Consider the following 17,261-nt stretch of genomic DNA (forward strand, 5'->3'; position numbering starts at 1 on the left):
ACAAGGCCAATGAGCAGCTCGGTTACGCACAGCTGACGGCGGAGTTCGATGGTGTGGTTACGGCAACATCCGCCGAGTTGGGGCAGGTCGTGACCGTCGGCCAGGTGATTGTCACGATTGCCAAGCCGGATGAGCGGGATGCAGTCATCGACGTACCGCAGTCGGTGGCCGAGCAGTTGAAGCCCGGAATGCCCTTCCAGGTGGCATTGCAGCTGGACCCGAAGGTGCGCGTGCCCGGCACGGTGCGCGAAATCGCCCCGCAGGCGGATGCGGCGACGCGCACGCGCAGAACCAAGATCGCGCTCAGCAATCCGGGTGAAGCCTTCCGTCTCGGTGCGGTCGTCACGGCCTCTGCCAGCGCTGCCGATCAACCAACGCTGATGCTCCCCGCAACTGCGATCCGCAGCCGCGACAACCAGACGGCTGTGTGGATCGTCGATGAAGCTGCGGCGAAGGTTATGCTTCGTCCCGTCGTGCTAGACGGCGAACCCAATGCCTATGGCTATGTCACTATCAAACAAGGCGTTTCGCCGGGCGACCGCGTCGTTGTGGCCGGTGTCAACACGCTTGAGGACGGACAGTCGATCCGCGTCGATCAGGAGCTCGCACAGTGAAAAAGTTCAATCTCTCCGACTGGGCGCTCGAGCACCGCTCGCTTGTCTGGTATTTCATGGTCGTCTTCCTGATCGCAGGCGTGTTCTCCTATCTCAATCTGGGCCGCGAAGAAGATCCGAACTTCACCATCAAGACGATGGTGATCTCGGCAGCGTGGCCGGGCGCCACGGCCGAAGAGGTCAGCCGCCAGGTGACCGACCGGATCGAGAAGAAGCTGCAGGAGCTGGAATCGCTCGATTATACTCGCAGCGAAACGACCGCCGGCAAGACAACCGTTTTCCTCGAGCTGCTGCCCACGACGAAAGCCAGGGACGTGGAGCCGACATGGCGTCGCGTCCGCAACATGATTTCCGACATTCGCGGCGATTTTCCCTCCGGCGTGCAGGGGCCGTTCTTCAACGACCGCTTCGGCGATGTTTTCGGCAACATCTTCGCCTTTACCAGTGACGGTCTCTCCCAGCGCCAGCTGCGCGATCTGGTCGAGGATGCGCGCTCCAAGATCCTGACCATTCCCAATGTCGGCAAGGTGGATATTATCGGGGCGCAGGACGAAGCGATCTATCTGGAATTTTCGACCCGCAAGATCGCAGCGCTTGGCATCGATCGCCAGTCGATCATCACGACACTTCAGGCGCAGAATGCGGTGACCCAGTCCGGCTTCGTCACCGCGGGGCCTGAGCGCATCGCCATTCGCGTCGGCGGGCAATTCGCCTCGGAAAATGCGCTGGAGTCCATCAATCTGCGCGTCAATGACCGCTTCTTCCCGCTGACAGACGTGGCCACCATCCGCCGTGGTTATGTCGATCCGCCAACCGCTTTGTTCCGCTATAACGGCACGCCCGCCATCGGACTTGCGATCGGCATGCGCGCGGGCGCAAACCTTCTGGAGTTCGGCGCGGCGGTGGACGAGCATATCAAGGCCATCGTCGCAGATCTGCCCATCGGCGTGGATGTTCACCGCGTTTCCGATCAGCCTGCCGTGGTGGAAGAGGCGGTGTCCGGCTTCACCCGTGCGCTGTTCGAAGCGGTCGCCATCGTTCTCGTCATCAGCTTCATCAGCCTTGGTTTTCGCGCCGGTCTGGTGGTGGCGGTGTCCATTCCGCTCGTGCTGGCCATCACCTTCGTCTATATGGAGTTCAGCGGTATCTCGCTGCAACGCATCTCGCTCGGCGCCTTGATCATCGCGCTCGGGCTTCTGGTCGACGATGCGATGATTGCAGTGGAGATGATGGTGGCGCGGCTGGAGGCCGGGGATAATCTGCGAAAGGCCGCCACATACGTTTACACCTCGACTGCCTTTCCGATGCTCACGGGTACGCTCGTCACCGTCGCGGGCTTCATCCCGATCGGTCTGAACAGCAGTGCGGCGGGCGAGTTCACCTTCACGCTCTTCGTCGTCATAGCGGTGTCGCTGCTTGTCTCGTGGATCGTCGCGGTTCTCTTCACCCCGCTTCTCGGCGTCGTCATGCTGCCCAAGCAGATGAAGGGGCATCATGAGGGCAAGGGCAGGTTTGCGCGGATCTTCTCCAGCCTGCTGCAAACGGCCATGCGTTGGCGCTGGGTGACCATTTTGCTCACCATCGCCATCTTCGGCGTGTCGGTGGGCGGCATGGGCCTGGTGCAGCAGCAGTTCTTCCCAAGCTCCGACCGGCCCGAACTGATCGTCGACTGGAACTTGCCGCAGAACAGCTCCATTGCAGAAACCAACCGCCAGATAGCGCAGTTCGAGCGCGAGAAGCTCGCCAATAACGCGGATATCGACCACTGGACGACCTATGTCGGTCAGGGTGCGCCCCGCTTCATTCTGTCCTTCGACGTGCAGAGCCAGAATGCGTTTTTCGGCCAGACCATCATCGTGTCGAAAAGCCTCGAGGCACGCGACCGCATTCGAGCCGATTTCCAGAAATATCTGAATGAGACGTTCCCCGGCACCGATGCCTTCGTAAAACTGCTCGATATCGGCCCGCCGGTCGGAAAGCCGGTTCAGTATCGCATCAGCGGCCCCGACATCCAGAAGGTGCGCGATATCTCGATGCGGTTTGCAGGCGTCGTCGGCCAGCATCCGTTGCTCACCAACATGATCTATGACTGGAACGAGCCGTCCCGCGTGGTCAAGGTGGATGTGTTGCAGGACAAGGCGCGGCAGCTCGGCGTCAGTTCCGAAGATATCGCCACCGTGCTGAACTCCATCGTGGAAGGGGCAAGCGCCACGCAGGTGCGCGACGACATCTACCTCGTCGATGTGATCGGGCGTGCGGCAGCCGATGAGCGTGGCTCTATCGAGACGCTGCAGAATCTGCAAATTCCAGGTTCCGGCGGAAAGCTCATTCCGCTCTCGGCGGTGGCAAATCTGCGCTACGATGTGGAGCAAGCCATGATCGCATCACGCGATCGCATTCCGACGATCACCCTGAAGGCGGCGATCAAGGGTCCAACGCAGCCGGCCACAATCGTGACCGCGCTTCAGCCGCAGGTCGATGCCTTCATCAAGACGCTGCCGGTGGGCTACAAGATCGAGATCGGCGGGTCGGTGGAATCGAGTGCGGAGGCGCAGGGGCCGATTGCAGCCGTCGCGCCCTTCATGCTCTTTGCCATGGCGACGATCCTGATGATCCAGTTGCAGAGCTTCAGCCGTCTGTTCCTGGTCTTTGCGGTGGCGCCCACGGCACTAATCGGCGTAGTGGCGGCGCTGCTTCTCAGCAACGCACCCATGGGCTTCGTCGCGATCCTCGGCATTCTGGCGCTGATCGGTATCCTCATCCGAAACTCGGTCATTCTCGTGGTGCAGATCGAAGACCTGCGCAAGGAGGGCGTGCCTGCCTGGCAGGCGGTGATCGAGGCGACGGAACACCGCATGCGCCCGATCATGCTGACGGCGGCGGCAGCGACCTTGGCGTTGATCCCGATCTCGCGCGAGGTGTTCTGGGGCCCGATGGCCTATGCGATGATGGGTGGTATCGTGGTCGGCACGGTGCTGACGCTGCTCTTCCTGCCTGCACTCTACGTGGCCTGGTTCCGGATCAAGCCGGAGGAGAAGAAGGCTGAGCCGGATGCGACGGCAGAAGGCGACGCCAAGCCTGCATGACGAAAGAGCCCTGCCATCGATCGACTGGCGGGGCCTTTTTTCTCGTTTCAGGTTTATGGCTTCGGCTGAACGGCTCGGAAAAAGCGGCTGAAGCGCTCTTGGGCTACGGGGCGAAACCCGGCCGGTCGTCAACCTCGGGCTTCACCCGAGGGTCCATATGCTCACGTGCTTGACAGTGGGACCGTGGATCTCGCCTCAAGGGCGAGTATGACAGCGAGGCGAGCTTCAAGGTCACGTGAACCGCGTGACGGATGCAATCCTGCTACCTCATAGCGTAGAGTAGGCGAGAGGCGAATAGTCCCCATCGCTCGTCGTTGCGGTCCCTACGCCATTGAAACGGCAGAGACCTTACGAGGCGCCAGCGCCGCGCAGGCGGGCAGCGCCGTCGACGCCGGGTTTGTATTTGGGGTCCAGGCGGGCGGCGTGGCTGTAGGATTTATACGCCTTGTCTCTCTCGCCACGTCGCTCATAGACCAGCGCCTGGTTTGCCCAGGACTCCGCCAGATCGCCGTCCAGCGCGATGGCGTGGTTGAAATCGGCAAAGGCGTTTTCGTCGTCGTTCAGCGCAATGTAGGAAATGCCGCGGCCGTTATACGGCTCGGGCGAATTGGGCGAGAGCGAGATGGCCTTGGAAAAATCTTCGATGGCCTGGCTATGCTGGTTGCGCAGCTGATAGATCAGGCCACGGTTGTGATAGGCGCGGCCATCGGTCGTGTCGGTGTTGATGGCGGCGGTGAAATCATTGAAGGCTTCGTTGGTGCGGCCTGACTGGCGGTAGAGATTGCCGCGACCGATCAGCGCCACGTCATAGTTCGGGTTGATCTGCAGCGCGCTGTTGTAATCCTGAAGCGCCTGCTGCTGCTGGCCCATATTGCGGTAGACGAGCGCGCGGTTGGCATAGGCCTGATAGAAGCGCGGGTTAATCTGGAGGGCCTGATTGAAATCGGCAATGGCGCGTTTGGAGTCACCGGCGCGGCCGTAAGCCGATCCGCGAACGTTGTAGCCTTCCGGGTCCTGCGGGTTCGCATTGATGACCGAGGTCAGCGAGGCGATGTTCTGCTCGGAGCCTTGAGCGCGGTCGATCTGGAAGACGTCGCTCGTGGGGGAAGTGGTGGCGCAGCCGGCAAGAGCCGCAACCATGCCGCAGAGGATGAGGGTGGAGGAGAGCCGCATGGTTTTTCTCTGAGATACGCCGTGGAAGAGGGCGAAAGGACGTCTGGATTCACGGATATCAACAGCGTTCATACGATATGGGTTCCCTCTCAAGGCCATTCATGCAGCCACAAACTCAAAGAGCGGCGGCGAATAAATCGCCCCCGCCCCATAAGCATTCAAAAACGTCGAAAAGACGGCCTATCAGCGGCCAGTGCGCGGACCGGCGATCAGACCTTCACGCTGCATGCGCTTGCGAGCCAGCTTGCGAACGCGGCGAACGGCTTCAGCCTTTTCGCGAGCGCGCTTCTGCGAAGGCTTCTCGTAGTAATCGCGCATCTTCATTTCGCGGAAGATACCTTCGCGCTGCATTTTCTTCTTGAGAGCGCGAAGCGCCTGATCAACGTTGTTATCGCGGACTAGTACCTGCACGTGAATCCCGTTCCTTTAGCTTGGTTATCTTGCCATGCGAATAAAGGCATTCGCAGGCAAACAAAAAATCGTTCGTGTGGCCGGCTGGCCGCGCGATTGGTGAGGTGCAATATCAGATCGTTTCCCTGAAGTCCAGCCGTTAACTGTATCTCCAAACGAAAATACAAGGGGTGTCGCGAAAGTTATGACCCATGTCAAAACATTCATGTCGCACGTCGCAAAAGGAACACTGTCATGTTCTTTGATTTGTCATGTTCGGGCCTCAGCCGGAATAATCCAGCCTGTCTTCAGGGAGTTGCTTGCGAATGCGCAAATTTTCTGTTTTTGCCGTGGCTCGCGAGGCAATGCGAGCCCACAAGGGATGGGATGCTCAGTGGGCTTCTCCCGAGCCGCGCAAGGAATATGACGTCATCATCATCGGTGGCGGCGGCCATGGTCTCGGTGCCGCTTATTATCTGGCCAAGGAACATGGCATCACCAACATCGCCGTTCTGGAAAAAGGCTGGCTCGGCGGCGGCAATACTGGCCGCAACACCACCATTATCCGCTCGAACTATCTCTATGAAGAGAGCATGGATATGTACGAGCATTCCCTCAAATTGTGGGAAGGCTTGAGCCAGGATCTGAACTACAACGTCATGTATTCGGCGCGCGGCGTGATGATGCTGTCGCACAATGTGCATGACCAGCAGTCCTTCAAGCGCCATATCAATGCCAACCGTCTCTACGGCATCGACAATGAATGGCTGACGCCGGAACAGGCCAAGGCCTATTGCCCGCCGCTCGATATTTCTGCGAACGCCCGCTACGCCATCAATGGTGCTGCCCTGCAGCGTCGCGGTGGTACGGCCCGTCACGATGCGGTGGCCTGGGGTTATGCCCGTGCGGCATCCGATCGCGGTGTCCACATCATCCAGAACTGCGAAGTGACCGCGATCCGTCGTGGTCCGGATGGCGCAGTGACCGGTGTGGAAACCAATCGTGGCTTCATTGGCGCCAAGAAGATCGGCGTATCGGCTGCCGGTCATTCCTCCGTCATCATGAAGATGGCCGATGTGCGCGTACCGCTTGCCTCCAACCCGTTGCAGGCGCTGGTCTCCGAGCCGCTGAAACCCATCTTCCCCTGCGTGGTGATGTCCAACACCGTGCATGCCTATATCTCGCAGTCCGACAAGGGCGAGCTGGTCATCGGTGCCGGTACCGACCAGTACAACTCCTACTCGCAGACGGGCGGCTTGCAGATCATCACCCATACGCTGGATGCCATTTGCGAGCTCTTCCCGATCTTCCGCCGTGTGAAGATGATGCGCCAGTGGGGCGGCATTACCGACAACACACCGGACCGTTCGGCGATCCAGAGTGTCACGCCGGTTCCGAACCTCTTCGTCAATTGCGGATGGGGTACTGGCGGCTTTAAGGCGACCCCTGGTTCGGCGCATCTCTTTGCGCATCTGATTGCGCGTGGCGAGCCGCACCGGCTGGCGGCGGGGCTGAACCTCGACCGCTTCCGCACAGGACGCTTGATCGATGAAGCGGCAGCTGCGGCGGTTGCCCATTGAAAATACCAGCCGCTCTTCTTGCTGCTGCGTCTATGGCCTCTGCGGCCGATGCCGGTCCGGTTCTTCCAGAGGCTGGCGATTTTCGGGTGCAGACCATTCGCAAGGTGCAGGGAGAGGAGAACTGGCCGTTTTTGGCGCAGGAGGGCTTTTTGATGTGCGCTCCAAGCCTTGGCCAGAGGCTCGTCTATTTCGTGCCGAAAGGCCCGGACGGCGAGAATGAATATCCCGTCGCGCTCGACAGCAATCTCATGTCGATGGCGGTGGTCAATATGGGGCGCGGCAATGCGTTTCGTCCCTATGCGAATTTCGAAGAACTAACGAACAGGCTCTCCCCCTACATCACCATGGGAAAGCGCCTGTGTGACCAACCCGCCGGAACGGTGATTCCGGAAAGCTCTCTTTGAGGGAACATTATGCTGCTGATCCGTTGTCCATATTGCGAAGAAGAACGCTCTGAACTGGAGTTCCGCTGGGCTGGTGAGGCGCACATCGCCCGCCCTGAAAACATTGCCGGAATTTCCGATGAGGAATTTTCTGAATATTTCTTCATGCGCGATAACGACAAGGGCATGGTTTATGAGCGCTGGCGCCATATCCATGGCTGCGGTCGCTTCTTCAACGCGGCGCGCCATTCCGTGACCGACAAGTTCCACCTGACTTACAAGGCGGGCGAGCCGAAGCCGGATGAGGCTTCGCTTCTCTCCTCCAGCGAAGGAGCAGCCCGATGAGCGGCGCTTACCGTATCAAGGGCGCTGGCCGCCTGACGCCCGCCCGCACCGCCCGCTTCAACTTCGACGGCAAAAGCTATACAGCGCTTCAGGGCGACACGGTCGCCTCCGCACTGCTGGCAAATGGCGTGCATCTGATCGGTCGCTCGTTCAAGTATCACCGTCCACGCGGCTTTCTCTCCGCCGGTCCGGAAGAGCCGAATGCGCTGATCGACGTGTCGCGCGATGCGTCCCGCCGCCAGCCGAACGTGCGCGCCACGGTGCAGGAAGTGTTCGATGGCGCGATCGTCTCGTCGCAGAACCGCTATCCGTCGCTCTCCTTCGATGTTGGCGCGATCAACGATTTCTTCTCGCCCTTCTTTGCGGCGGGCTTCTACTACAAGACCTTCATGTGGCCGAAGGCGGCATGGCACAAGCTCTATGAGCCGATCATCCGCCGCGCCGCGGGTCTCGGCAGTGCGCCGAAGCAGAGCGATACCGATCAATATGCCAGCCGTTATGCTCATTGCGACGTGCTGGTGGCGGGCGGCGGTGCTGCCGGTCTGACGGCGGCTCTGTCTGCCGCGAAGACCGGTGCCAAGGTGATCCTGGTCGATGAAAACCCGACGGTTGGCGGCGCGCTGCGCTTTGAAAGCGGCACCGTGATCGACGGCAAGAATGGTTATGAGTGGGCGCAGTCGGTGCTGGCCGAGCTGAAGGCCATGCCGAATGTGGAAGTTCTGACCCGCACCACCGTCTTCGGTTACTACAACCACAACTTCATCGGCCTTGCCGAGCGCGTGACCGATCATCTGGCAAGCCCTGCGCTGCATGAGCCGCGCGAGCGCCTTTGGCAGGTGCGCACCAAAAAGGTGATCATGGCAACCGGTGCCATCGAGCGCCACATGGTGTTTGCCAATAACGACCGCCCCGGCATCATGCTGGCGTCGGCTGCGCGCACTTATCTCAACCAGTATGGCGTGGCCGTTGGCCACAATGTCGGTGTCTATACCGCGCATGACAGCGCCTATGAGGCGGCCTTCGACCTGAAGCGTGCCGGTGTGAAGATCGCAGCCATCGTCGATTGCCGTCCGAACCCGGACCAGAAGCTTCTGGATGAGGCGCGTGCGCTCGGCATCGAAGTGCTCGCCGGCCACAGCGTTTACGACACAGCGGGCCGTCTTCGCGTCACCTCCATGACGGTTGGCCGCAATGGCGGTTCGGGCAAGCGAAAGATCGCTGTTGATGCGCTGATCGTATCTGCCGGCTGGACGCCATCGGTCCATCTCTTCTCGCAGTCTCGCGGCAAGCTGAAATATGATGCGGCCAACCAGCGCTTCCTGCCGGATGTGCACGTGCAGGATGGCGTTTCCATCGGCGCCTGCAACGGCACCGACGATCTCTCCGCGCTGCTTGCCGAAGCGGCTGCGGCTGGCGGCGGCGAGGTTGCCATCTCCGGCAGCAACGCCAACACCTGGACGGGCGGCATGATCGGCGCTGCCGAAGGTGCGGGTGCCGACCACAGCGTCAAAGCCTTTATCGATTTCCAGCACGATGTCTGCGCCAAGGATATCCGCCTTGCGGTGCGCGAAGGCATGCACTCCATCGAGCATATCAAGCGCTTCACCACCAACGGCATGGCCTCCGACCAGGGCAAGATGTCCAACATGCACGGTCTTGCCATTGCATCGGAAGCGCTTGGACGCGATCTGCCGAAGGTCGGTCTCACCACCTTCCGCGCGCCTTACACGCCTGTGACCTTCGGTACGCTGGTCGGCCATTCGCGTGGCAAGCTGTTCGACCCGGCCCGCAAGACGCCGATGCATGCCCTGGAAGAGGCAGAAGGTGCGGCCTTCGAGGATGTCGGCAACTGGAAGCGCGCCTGGTACTATCCGCGCGCCGGTGAAGACATGCATGAGGCGGTCAACCGCGAGTGCAAGACGGTGCGCGAAAGCGTTGGCGTCTTCGATGCCTCCACGCTCGGCAAGATCGAGGTTGTCGGCCCGGATGCGGCAAAGTTCCTCAACCTGCTCTACACCAATGCCTGGGATACGCTGAAGCCCGGTCGCTGCCGTTACGGCATCATGACCCGCGAAGACGGCTTCGTCTATGATGACGGTGTTGTCGGTCGCATGGCGGAAGACCGCTTCCACGTGACGACGACGACGGGCGGCGCGCCACGCGTGCTGCACCACATGGAAGATTATCTGCAGACGGAATTCCCGCATCTCAACGTCTGGCTGACATCTGCCACCGAACAATGGGCGGTGATCGCGGTGCAGGGACCGAAGGCGCGCGAGGTGATTGCGCCGCTGGTCGAGGGTATCGATCTGTCGCCCGAAGCCTTCCCGCATATGGCGGTGGCGGAAGGCAAGATCTGCGGTGTGCCGACGCGTCTTTTCCGCGTGTCGTTTACCGGCGAACTCGGCTTCGAAGTCAACGTGCCGGCCGATTTCGGCCCGGCGGTGTGGCAGGCGATTGCCGAGCGGGCGAAAGCCGTTGGCGGCTGCCTCTACGGCACCGAGACCATGCACGTGCTTCGCGCCGAAAAGGGCTACATCATCGTCGGCCAGGATACAGACGGCACGGTGACGCCGGACGATGCGGGCCTCGGCTGGGCCGTCTCCAAGAAGAAGACGGACTTCGTCGGTATTCGCGGTCTGCAGCGCCCGGATCTGACCCGCAGCGGCCGCAAGCAGCTCGTCGGACTTCTGCCGAAGAACGCGCATGAGGTGCCGGAAGAGGGCGGTGAGATCGTCGTCGATCCGAATGCGCCGAAGCCGATGACGATGCTCGGTCACGTCACGTCGTCCTACTGGTCCGAAAATCTCGGTCGCGCCATCGCTTTCGGCCTGGTGGCCGATGGCCGGGCGCGGATGGGTGAGACCCTTTACATTCCGCTTGCCGACAGGACGATTGCAGTCGAGGTGACGGACATGGTGTTCTTCGACAAGGAAGGAGGCCGGATCAATGGCTGATTTGGCGACAGCAAAGCGTACATTCGTTCTCGATGGCGTCCATGGCGGCTCCGCCGGAACCTCCATCAAGCCCGCGGCCCCGGCCTACCGGCTGGTGCTGCGCGCGCGGCCAGAGGCGATCGAAGCGGTATCTCAGGCGCTCGAACTTGCCCTGCCGACACGCCCGAAAACGTCTGCGACTTCGGGACTGCGCTCGGCCTTGTGGATCGGCCCGGATGAGTGGCTGGTCATCGACCAGGGCGAAGCAGACCTGATGGCAGCACTTTCCGGCACCACGGGCCTCTTCTCCGCCACCGACGTCTCGCATCGCAACCTCGCAATCATCGTTTCCGGCCCCGGCGCGGAAACGACGATCAATGCTGGCTGCCCGCAGGACCTGTCGCTCGCCGCTTTTCCTGTGGGTGCCTGCACCCGCACGGTGTTCGGCAAGGCGGAAGTCATTCTGCTGCGCGTGACCGATGACACGTTCCGCGTGGAGTGCTGGCGTTCCTTTGCCGAATATGTGTTCGGTTTGCTGGACGAGGGCTCGCGGGACGCTTGAGTTTCGCGCCGCCTATCACGTCACCTAGACATGGATCCTCGGGTTAAACCCGAGGATGACGAGCTTGGGTTTGGATGTCCCATCCAGGCAGCCCTTCGGTGTTGCTTCTCCTATTGCCTCGTTCCAAGCGCCAGACGGCAGGCGAGCCCCGCAAAGACTGTCGCGAGCAAATATTGCGGCAGCCTGGGAAAGCGGCGGATGCCGGAGAGACGCTGCCGGATATTGCTGCCAAGCAGGATCACAGCACCATTTACCACAAAACCGACGCCGTTCAGGATCGTGGCGAGGATCAGCATCTGGAGGATGAGCGCACTGCCATCCGGACTGATGAACTGCGGGAAGAGCGCGAGCACAAAGAGCGCCATTTTCGGGTTGAGGATGTTGGTGGCGAGCCCTTCCAGGAAGATGCGTCTGGAAGAAAGCCGCTTCAGCCCGGCAGACGGCGCAAAGGCAGCGCCTTGTGAGCGCAAGGTTTTAACCGCCAGATAAAGCAGATAGGCGCAGCCTGCCCAGCGGACGATCTCGTAGGCGACAGGTACCGTCAGAAACAATTGAGAGAGGCCCAGGGCCGCAGCAATGGCGTGGCAATAGGTCCCCGCGGCTATTCCGGCATAGGTCAAAAAGCCTGCGGACCGGCCCTGGCTGACGCTGCGAGAAGCGATCAGCAGCATATCGGGACCGGGTGTTGCCGTCAGCACCAGGGCTGCGGCGGAAAAGAGCATGAGGGTCGGGAATTCCGGCATGGTATTTTCCTTTTGAAAATGAGGCCGGAATTCCGATCTATCATGGGCGGCGCAGATAGCTAGTGCCGTTGCGAGGTCAGGTGGATTTCGCCTGCACCCGCATGAAGCCGACGGTCGCTGCCCAGAGCACGACACCGATCAGGAGCAGCACGGCGGCAATCGAATATTGCACCGGATCGCGACCCGTCCATGGGCCGACGAGGAAGAAGCAGCTGATGGCGCCGAGCACCGGCAGGATGGTCGGTGTGCGGAAGTGCTTGTGCGACACCTTGTCCTTGCGCAGCACCAGCACCGCAACATTGACGATGGTGAAGACGCCGAGCAGGAGCAGTGCCGTTGTACCACCAAGCGCTGGCACGCCGCCTGCAAACGCGATGAGGCCAACGGCAATCAGCGAAGTGAAGATGATGGCCACATACGGCGTGCGGCGACCGGAATGGACCTTGCCGAGGGCTGGGGGAAGAACGCCTTCGCGGCTCATGCCGTAGATCAGGCGGCTTGCCATCATCATGTTGATCAGTGCGGAATTGGCGACGGCGAACATGGTGATCACAGCAAAGATGCCGATCGGGAAGTTCGGTGCGCCTGCTTGCACCACCTTCAACAGCGGCGTTTCGCCCTCGCCGAGTTCGGCAGCAGGAACCAGCGTGATGGCGGAAATGGCGACCAGAATATAGATGATGCCGGTAATGACGAGGCCGCCAAGCAAGACTTTCGGGAAGATGCGGGCAGGCTGCTTGCACTCTTCCGCCATGTTGACCGAATCCTCGAAGCCGACCATGGCGAAGAAGGCAAGCGTGGTGGCGGCCACCACCGACCAGATTACGCCGTGTTCCCCGGCGGGTTCAAACGTCCAGGCGCGGGAGACATCACCCTGACCGTTGCCGATGGCCCAGAAGCCGATGCAGATGATCATGAGCAGGCCGGTCAGTTCCACGACGGTCAGCACCACATTCATCTTCACGCTTTCGCCCACGCCGCGAAAGTTGATAAGCGCGACGGCGACGATGAAGGCGATGGCTATGCCTGTCACGCCGAAGCCGCCGAAATCGAAGCCGGTGACGGTGGCGAAGTTTGCGGCAAAGGCGCGGGACGCAGTCGAGGCAGAGGTGACGCCGGACGACATGACCGTGAAGGCGACGAGAAAGGTGATGAAGTGAACGCCGAAGGCTTTGTGCGTATAAAGCGCTGCACCCGCGGCGCGCGGATACTTCGTCACCAGCTCCAGATAGCTGCAGGCCGTGAGAAGCGCCACCGCAAAGGCGATGAGGAAGGGTAGCCAGACGACGCCGCCCACTTCGGCTGCGACCTGTCCCGTCAGCGCATAGATGCCGGTTCCGAGAATGTCGCCGACGATGAAGAGAAGCAGCAGCCCCGGCCCCATGACGCGCTTGAGCTCAGTCTTGTGCTCGCCTGCATCATCCGGTTGTGTGATGTTATTCGCCATGTAGAGTTCCCCCGAACAATATGTCTTTCAACGCGAGCAAAAGGGGAAGGTTCCCGCGCGACAAGAGCAAATGGGGTCAAGCGCTTAAGCCGGAACTGACATCGCGGGAATGGCTTATAGTGTCCGATAAAGAGGTACAGCTTGTGGGTGAGGGGCTGAGCCTGCGCCTGCTCTGTCCGGGCTGGCTCTTCGGGCTATCCGGCATCCGCCATAGGGTGGATCTCCGGCGCATACCTGGCCTGCTCCATGCAGCATGGAGCTCTCGTGTCAGCGATTTGCGGCAACGATCAGTCGGCATCACTCACGGCGCCCACCCGCGCCATTCCATCCAGCCGATCAGTCGGCATCACTCACGGCGCCCACCCGCGCCATTCCATCCAGCGCCCGTGAAAATCCGCTCGACCAATCTCCTGCTTTTCGCCGGTCGGCCAGATTTGCAGGGTCAGCGCTGCCCCTTGTGGTTGGCCGTCGCCTTCCATCTGGAGGCGGGCGAGAGGGGCGTCTGCTGTGGCGCAAGCGCCGGCCTCGGCGATCAAGGCTTCGCCCTTCTGTTTGAGGGCGTCGGGGAAATATTGCCAGGCGACGGAGTGGAAGATGACGTGGGCGGCATGTGGTTTCGGGTCTTTCAGCCGCTTTGCCAGCCAGTCGATCGCGTCTGCCTTTTCCACCTGCAGGTGATTGTCCGCCGCGATGCTGAGCGCGTTTCGCGTCCGCTCCAGGCGGTCTGTCTGATCGGCCCAGATATAGGAGAGCTGGCGCAGGCGATCCTCGGCAGAGGAGGGGTTCAAGGGGTTGAGGTCGCAGCCTGCCCGATCAAGAACTGTGAAGGTGTCGGGGATTTCGGGCGCTTCGCCGCGCCATTCGGGAGAGAGGAGGACGGGGCTCTGCGGTCCCCACTCGGTTTGGCCAAGCCGGTAGCGATAACGGTCCAGCTGGAGGTTGAGACCGGCACTGGCGCCGACTTCGGAAAGGATCAGCGGTTTGCCGGTTTGCTTGGCTACGATGAAGAGACCGGGCAGCAGGGCTGCGGAGCGGCGGACCTCGTTGGTCTGGGGTGGCGATGTCAGACGGTCGAGGATGAAGGCTTCGTGTTGCCGGAATGCTTGTTGGACTGCCGGCCAGAGGGGATCGTCTTCGAGTTCGGTGAGCGGGTCGATCCTTTCAGAAAGAACCAGCGCATGCAGTGCGCCCGCAATGCGCAGCGGCACGGAATCGTCGCTGGGGCCGGGTGGCCCGGGCCAGTGAAGAATGGTTCGGGCCACAGCGCCTTGTGTCGTTTGGAGCTTGTCGGCGAGCAGCCGGCAGAGCCTTGCGGTGAAGGGAGAGCCGAGTGCGTCGCAAGCCGCGGCCTGCGTTTGGAATGCCTCTCTCACGATTGCTTCCGGCATGGCGACCTCCGTTTAACCTGTTGATCAGTCTTCGGGCCGGTCCTTCGGATCGAACTGAGCGATGGTGATCCAGCGGGCGGTCAGTGCGGGTTTCTTTTCGTTTTCGATCTCTACCGCCACGTCATAGGTCATCATCAGCATGGCGCCGCCGCGAAAGCGCGCCTCGGCCAGCGTGAAGCGTCCGCGAACCCGCGCGCCACTCTTGACCGGAGAAACGAAGGTGACTTTCTCAAAGCCGTAATTGATGCCCATGGTCTGTTCGCGAATTTTCGGCAGGGCGCTGTAATTCATGGCAGACAGGAGCGAAAGCGTCAGGAAGCCGTGCGCGATGGTGCCGCCGAAGGGGCTTTCGGCCTTGGCGCGTTCCGGGTCTGTGTGGATGAACTGGTCATCCAGCGTGGCCTGCGCAAAGGCATCGATCATTGCCTGATCGACCGTGATCCAGTCGGACAGGCCAACTTCCGTACCGATCAGACCCTTTACCTCGGCAAGCGAAACGTCTTTCACGGCAACCCTTTCTTTTGAACAGTCGAACCCCGTTATAGGGCGGTGACCGCTACCCGATCAATCGCCAAGATAGAATACGACGGAGCGAGGCGGGAGCCAGACCGGTACGCCGAAGTCGACACCGAGCGGCCTCCAGCCTTCACCCTTCAAGGTGAAGGGAATGGCGTTGCGGCTGCGGTTGAAGAGCGTCGCCAGGCGCACAGTCTTGCCGGTCTCCTTGTCCAGTGTTTTGAGCACCATGGCGAAGGTCGTCGCATCCGGCCGGTTCCAGTCCTCTTCGCACATGGGCTCGCCCAGAGGGGACAGCCATTCGATCTCGCCGCTGTCGGTCGAGAAGAAGGTGCTTTCGCCGAGGGCTGAAAAGCGCTGGCGAAGTTTCGCCAGAAAGGCTGTGTGGTCGATCAGGTCAGGCGAGAGTGCTGCCCAGTCAACCCAGGTGATGGCGTTGTCTTGGGCGTAAGCGTTGTTGTTGCCCCGCTGGCTGCGCCCGCCTTCGTCGCCCGCGGTCAGCATGACCGTGCCACGGGTGACGAAGAGGGTGGCGAGCAGCGCCTTGATATCGGCGATGCGGGCGGCATTCACCGCTGCGTCGTCCGTCAGTCCCTCGACGCCGTTGTTCCATGAGTGGTTGTCATTGTGGCCATCGCGGTTGTCTTCGCCATTCGCCTCATTGTGCTTGTGAGCATGGGACACGAGATCGAAGAGGGTGAAACCATCATGGGCGGCGATGAAGTTGACGCTGCGGGTTTCAGTCTGTTCGTTGCGCGAAAAGAGTGGTGCGGAGCCGGCCAGCGCATCGGCAAGTGCTCCGATCGTGTGATCGTCGCCGCGCCAGTAGCGGCGGATATCGTCGCGCGCCCGGTCGTTCCATTCGAGGAAGGACGCGGGGAAATTGCCGAGTTGGTAGCCGCCGGGGCCGATATCCCAGGGTTCAGCGATCAAGATGCGATCGGCAAGCAGAGGGTCTTCATGCATCTGGTGCAAGGTTTCGCTGTGTGGATCGAAGCCCTCAGGGCCACGGCCAAGCACGGGGGCAAGGTCGAAGCGGAAGCCATCGACGCCTGCTTGGCTGACGAAATGGCGCAGCGTTTCGGTGACGAGATGGCGCACTTGGGGGTGATCGCAGGCGAGCGTGTTGCCGGTGCCGGTATCGTTGATCAGCGTGCCGGGATCGTTCGGTAGATGGCGGTAATAGGTGCGGTTGTCGAGCCCGCGCAGCGACAGTGTCGAGCCGAAGCGATCGCTCTCGCCGGTGTGGTTGAAGACGAGATCGAGAATGACCCCAATGTCGGCTGCATGCAGAGCGGCGACGGTATCGCGCAGTTCCTTCATGCCGCCGGGGCAGAGGCGCGGATCGAGCGCCATGAAGCCGACGGGGTTATAGCCCCAGCCATTGGTGAGACCCAGCGGCGGCAGATGCCGCTCGTCTATCCAGGCGGTGATGGGCATAAGTTCTACGGCGCTGAAGCCGATCTTCTGCAAATGCCCGATGATGGCGGGGTGGGCGAGCGCTGCAACCGTGCCTCGGGTGGCGTCGGGCACGTCGGGGTGCAGCATGGTGAAGGGCTTGACCGCGACCTCGTAGATCAGGCCGCCTCGGGTAAAGCGGGGAGGCGTGAGGCTGACCGGCGCGTCGCTGGAAACAATCGCCTTCGGCATGATCGAGGCAGTGTCTTCGCCAAAAGTGAAGAGGCTTGGATGGTTTTCGAAGGGTCGGTCGATAGTCGTGGCGTAGGGGTCGAGCAGCAGCTTTGTCGGGTCGAACCATAGACCCTGTTCAGGGGTGTAAGAGCCGTGGGCGCGGTAGCCATAGCGGGTGCCGACTTTCGCCTGCGGGACGGTGAGACGGTGGATGCCATTGCCGCCGGGTTGCATGGCGAGGCGGGCAGTCTCTGTGTTGCCGTCTGTCTCGAAGAGGCAGAGTTCGATTTTTGTGGCGTCGCGAGAGTAGACTGAGAACTCGGTGCCGGTTGAGGCGGGGACTGCGCCTTGGGGAAATGCTGCTTTGGTTGGCATGGGCTGGTCCCTCTGGTGATGGGTGGGTTTGGAGCTAGCGCCGTTTTTTTTAAGGCCCGCTATGTCCTGTCGGACATCTTCCGCTCAATGC

General features: G+C 61.2%; 14 protein-coding genes. 7 read left to right on the top strand and 7 right to left on the bottom strand.

Annotated elements, in window-relative coordinates:
* A partial coding sequence (locus QZ869_RS00985; RefSeq protein WP_296102066.1) for an efflux RND transporter periplasmic adaptor subunit occupies positions 1-614 on the top strand: 614 nt, incomplete at its 5' end.
* Entirely contained in the window at positions 611-3,700 is a 3,090-nt protein-coding gene (locus QZ869_RS00990; RefSeq protein WP_296102068.1) for an efflux RND transporter permease subunit, read from the top strand. The genes QZ869_RS00985 and QZ869_RS00990, both read left to right, overlap by 4 nt.
* A 348-nt stretch (positions 3,701-4,048) precedes the next feature.
* Here the strand turns inward: QZ869_RS00990 and QZ869_RS00995 are convergent, their stop codons facing one another.
* Positions 4,049-4,873, bottom strand: coding sequence for a tetratricopeptide repeat protein (locus QZ869_RS00995; RefSeq protein ID WP_296014480.1), 825 nt, complete (start codon positions 4,871-4,873; stop codon positions 4,049-4,051).
* Positions 4,874-5,056: 183 nt separating this feature from the next.
* Positions 5,057-5,284, bottom strand: a complete 228-nt coding sequence (rpsU, locus tag QZ869_RS01000) for a 30S ribosomal protein S21 (RefSeq protein ID WP_296014350.1) — start codon at positions 5,282-5,284, stop codon at positions 5,057-5,059.
* A 305-nt stretch (positions 5,285-5,589) separates the two neighbouring features.
* Between rpsU and QZ869_RS01005 the strand changes: the two genes are divergently transcribed.
* Genes QZ869_RS01005 through QZ869_RS01025 form a run of 5 tightly spaced genes read left to right on the top strand, consistent with a single transcriptional unit; the run spans position 5,590 to position 11,069 of the window.
* A complete protein-coding gene (locus QZ869_RS01005) occupies positions 5,590-6,843 on the top strand; it encodes a sarcosine oxidase subunit beta family protein (RefSeq protein ID WP_112520933.1) in 1,254 nt (417 codons plus the stop codon).
* The gene (locus QZ869_RS01010; RefSeq protein WP_296074460.1) at positions 6,840-7,247 is read left to right on the top strand and encodes a hypothetical protein; all 408 of its coding nucleotides are present in this window, start codon (positions 6,840-6,842) and stop codon (positions 7,245-7,247) included. The genes QZ869_RS01005 and QZ869_RS01010 overlap by 4 nt, the downstream gene beginning before the upstream one ends.
* Positions 7,248-7,256: 9 nt before the next feature.
* Positions 7,257-7,571 (top strand): sarcosine oxidase subunit delta, encoded by a 315-nt coding sequence (locus QZ869_RS01015; protein WP_062439490.1) that lies wholly within the window; start codon positions 7,257-7,259, stop codon positions 7,569-7,571.
* Complete coding sequence (locus QZ869_RS01020; RefSeq protein ID WP_296102070.1) at positions 7,568-10,528, top strand: sarcosine oxidase subunit alpha; 2,961 nt, start codon at positions 7,568-7,570, stop codon at positions 10,526-10,528. Before QZ869_RS01015 ends, QZ869_RS01020 begins: the two co-directional genes overlap by 4 nt.
* Positions 10,521-11,069 carry a sarcosine oxidase subunit gamma gene (locus QZ869_RS01025; protein WP_113261854.1) on the top strand — a complete coding sequence of 183 codons (549 nt, stop codon included), beginning with the start codon at positions 10,521-10,523 and terminating at the stop codon, positions 11,067-11,069. The genes QZ869_RS01020 and QZ869_RS01025 overlap by 8 nt, the downstream gene beginning before the upstream one ends.
* A gap of 110 nt (positions 11,070-11,179) precedes the next feature.
* Here the strand turns inward: QZ869_RS01025 and QZ869_RS01030 are convergent, their stop codons facing one another.
* The 5 genes from QZ869_RS01030 to glgX all read right to left on the bottom strand — a co-directional run bounded on the left by QZ869_RS01030 (position 11,180) and on the right by glgX (position 17,170).
* Complete coding sequence (locus tag QZ869_RS01030; protein WP_296102072.1) at positions 11,180-11,812, bottom strand: LysE family translocator; 633 nt, start codon at positions 11,810-11,812, stop codon at positions 11,180-11,182.
* Positions 11,813-11,888: 76 nt separating this feature from the next.
* Positions 11,889-13,259, bottom strand: coding sequence for an APC family permease (locus QZ869_RS01035; protein ID WP_296102074.1), 1,371 nt, complete (start codon positions 13,257-13,259; stop codon positions 11,889-11,891).
* Between the two features lie 350 nt (positions 13,260-13,609).
* On the bottom strand, positions 13,610-14,647 hold the full coding sequence (locus QZ869_RS01040) for a DUF2332 family protein (protein ID WP_296102076.1): 1,038 nt from the start codon (positions 14,645-14,647) through the stop codon (positions 13,610-13,612).
* Between the two features lie 24 nt (positions 14,648-14,671).
* Positions 14,672-15,154 (bottom strand): MaoC family dehydratase, encoded by a 483-nt coding sequence (locus QZ869_RS01045; protein WP_296014335.1) that lies wholly within the window; start codon positions 15,152-15,154, stop codon positions 14,672-14,674.
* Between the two features lie 57 nt (positions 15,155-15,211).
* Entirely contained in the window at positions 15,212-17,170 is a 1,959-nt protein-coding gene (gene glgX, locus QZ869_RS01050) for a glycogen debranching protein GlgX (RefSeq protein WP_296102078.1), read from the bottom strand.
* Between the last annotated feature and the right edge of the window lie 91 nt (positions 17,171-17,261).

Source organism: uncultured Agrobacterium sp. (assembly GCF_913777885.1).
Taxonomy (GTDB): Bacteria; Pseudomonadota; Alphaproteobacteria; order Rhizobiales; family Rhizobiaceae; genus Agrobacterium.

Coding starts and splice junctions, on each gene's coding strand:
- QZ869_RS00995 (WP_296014480.1), bottom strand. CDS start 4,873: ATGCGGCTCTCCTCCACCCTCATCCTCTGCGGCATGGTTGCGGCTCTT.
- QZ869_RS01005 (WP_112520933.1), top strand. CDS start 5,590: ATGCGCAAATTTTCTGTTTTTGCCGTGGCTCGCGAGGCAATGCGAGCC.
- QZ869_RS01015 (WP_062439490.1), top strand. CDS start 7,257: ATGCTGCTGATCCGTTGTCCATATTGCGAAGAAGAACGCTCTGAACTG.
- QZ869_RS01020 (WP_296102070.1), top strand. CDS start 7,568: ATGAGCGGCGCTTACCGTATCAAGGGCGCTGGCCGCCTGACGCCCGCC.
- QZ869_RS01025 (WP_113261854.1), top strand. CDS start 10,521: ATGGCTGATTTGGCGACAGCAAAGCGTACATTCGTTCTCGATGGCGTC.
- QZ869_RS01030 (WP_296102072.1), bottom strand. CDS start 11,812: ATGCCGGAATTCCCGACCCTCATGCTCTTTTCCGCCGCAGCCCTGGTG.
- QZ869_RS01035 (WP_296102074.1), bottom strand. CDS start 13,259: ATGGCGAATAACATCACACAACCGGATGATGCAGGCGAGCACAAGACT.
- QZ869_RS01040 (WP_296102076.1), bottom strand. CDS start 14,647: ATGCCGGAAGCAATCGTGAGAGAGGCATTCCAAACGCAGGCCGCGGCT.
- glgX (WP_296102078.1), bottom strand. CDS start 17,170: ATGCCAACCAAAGCAGCATTTCCCCAAGGCGCAGTCCCCGCCTCAACC.